The organism is Streptomyces sp. PH10-H1 (assembly GCF_030063355.1).
GTDB lineage: Bacteria > Actinomycetota > Actinomycetes > Streptomycetales > Streptomycetaceae > Actinacidiphila.
In genome coordinates, this window is sequence record NZ_JASISZ010000184.1 from 1 (window position 1) to 2,510 (window position 2,510).

2 protein-coding genes are annotated in these 2,510 nt (G+C 70.9%); both read left to right on the forward strand.

Annotated features, from left to right (window positions below; all coding sequences use genetic code 11):
• The first annotated feature begins 58 nt into the window (after positions 1-58).
• A complete protein-coding gene (locus tag QMK24_RS42185; protein WP_502962726.1) occupies positions 59-310 on the forward strand; it encodes a DUF5372 family protein in 252 nt (83 codons plus the stop codon).
• Positions 311-452: 142 nt separating this feature from the next.
• A complete protein-coding gene (locus tag QMK24_RS41020; protein WP_283472011.1) occupies positions 453-2,495 on the forward strand; it encodes a recombinase family protein in 2,043 nt (680 codons plus the stop codon).
• Positions 2,496-2,510 lie beyond the last annotated feature (15 nt).

Below are 2,510 nucleotides of genomic sequence, written 5' to 3' on the forward strand. Positions count from 1 at the left end.
TTCCCAGAGGACACGGCAGAGTGCCCCTCTTCGTGACGTTCCTGCAGATTCGCTGCTGGTGACGCACCCCTTCCACCCGTTGTCCGGTCGCAGGGTGCGAGTGTGCCGGACCGTGCACCGGTCGGGCGGACTGGTTTTCGTGTGCACGGTCGGTGACGGCGTGTCGGTGACGTTGCCGCAGGCGTGGACGGACCGCGCGCCTGCCCCGGGCGGGCACCGGCTCGCGATCGAGGGTCTCTGCGCACTGTCTGCGCTGGTGGATGCCCTGGTGAGCCGTTGTGACGCGGGTCGGGTCGGAGGATCGTCATGACTGGCGGCCCGCTCGTGGTGCCGACGGGCGCCCGGGTGGAGGTGACGAGCGGTGACGGCAGGCGTGGAGGGTTGGAGCCGGGTCGCCGCGCTGCTGATCGCGAACATGGTCGAGTCGGCACTGCTCGGCGAGGAGCACGGGGATGAGCGGTTCGCAGAAGATCTCCGCGTCGCACCGGTCCCGGTTGGCGCTGGTGTATGTGCGGCAGTCGACGATGCTGCAGGTGCGGGAGAACACCGAGTCGACAGCCCGGCAGTACGGTCTCGCCGACCGCGCCCGCGAGTTGGGCTGGGCCGAGGCGGATATCGTGGTCATCGATGTGGACCTGGGCGTCTCGGGCAGGTTCTCCGGGTTGCGGGCGGGGTTCGGGCAGGTCGTCTCGCGGGTCTGCCTGGGCGAGGTCGGTGCGGTGTTCGGCCTGGAGGTCAGCCGACTGGCGCGTTCCTCGGCGGAGTTCGGCCGGCTGCTGGAGTTCGCCCGGCTGACCGACACGCTGCTGATCGACGCCGATGGCGTCTACGACCTGGGCGACTTCAACGACCGGCTCGTGCTGGGGCTGAAGAGCACGATGAGCGAGGCCGAGCTGCACATCCTGGCCGGGCGCCTGCACGGGGCCCGCAGGGCGGCTGCCGAACGTGGCGAGCTGAGGCTGCCGCTGCCGGTCGGCCTGGTCTATGACGACGAGGGGCTGATCATCCTGGACCCGGACGAGGAGGTACGTGCCGCGGTCGCGGACGTCTTCGCCCTGTTCGACCAGCACGGCTCCGCACTGGGAGTGGTCCGGGCGTTCGCCGGGCGCCGCTTCCCCCGCCGTGACACCGGAGTCTGGGACGGGCGGTTGGGCTGGGGACGGCTGACCCATGGCCGGGCCGCCGACGTGCTCAAGAACCCCGCCTATGCCGGCGCCTACGCGTTCGGCCGCGCGGCCAGCAGCCGCAAGGTCCGCCCCGACGGCACCGTCGTGGCCTGCGTGAACCGCCGCCCGCGCGATCAGTGGACGGTACTGATCCCCGACCACCACGAAGGCTACGTCTCCTGGCAGCAGTACCTGCAGATCGAGGCGAAGCTGGCCGCGAACCGCACCAGCACCGGCGCGCGCCCGCCGCGTGAGGGACCGCCGCTGTGTCAGGGCGTCATCTACTGCGGCTCCTGCGGCTTCCCCATGAGCACCGGCTACCGCCGTGCTGACGGCACCGCGGACTACGTGTGCAACCGCGCCCGCAGCGACGCGGTGACCACCCCGGGCTGCCACTCGATCGCCGCCGCGGCGGTGGACGCGCAGGTCACCCGGCTACTGCTGGCCGCACTGACCCCCGAACAGGTGCACCTGGCTCTGGCCGCGGCCGACGATCTGCACCATCGTCACCACCGCTCGCACCGCGGTGCCGAGCTCGCCGTCGAGCGCGCCCGCTACGAGGCCGACCGCGCCGAGCGCACGTTCACCCAGGTCGAACCGGAGAACCGGCTGGTCGCCCGCTCACTGGAGCGGCGCTGGGAGGAAAAACTGGCCGCCCTGGCCCAGGCCGAGGCGGCGCTGGCCGACCTCGCCGCTGCCCGGCCCGTCCTGCCAGAGCCCGACCGCCTCCATGCTCTCGCCCAGGACCTGCCCCGGCTCTGGGACGCACCCACGACCGGTGCGAAGGACCGCAAGCGTTTACTGCGGACCCTGATCGCCGACGTGACTGTCCGTCATGTCGACCATTCTCGTGCTCACATCGGCATCCGCTGGCACACCGGTGCCACCGACGAAGTCGTCTGCGACCGGCGGACCAACCGCAACCCCACCCAGGCCGTCGAGCTGGTCCGTTCCCTGCTGGACACCCGCAGCGATGCCGAGATCGCCGGCCACCTCAACGCCCTCGGCCTGCGGACCGGCAAGTGCCGCCCCTTCACGGTCGCCTCGATCCGCCACATCCGCCAGCAGCACGCCATCGGCTCGAAGCGCAACGATCCCACCGGCCCCGGCGAGATCACCGTGCCGCAGGCCGCCCGGATCCTGGGCGTCCACGAAGCCGCGATCTACCCCTGGCTCCGCAACGGCGAGATGCCCGCCCGCCAAGACCGACACCGCCGCTGGTGCATCACCTGGAACCCCCAGACCGAGGACTACTGGCACAACCGCGTCGCCACGTCCTCCCACCTCAAGCGCACAAACCCCAACTACGAAACAGGACAGGCAGTATGAACCCGACTTCCCACA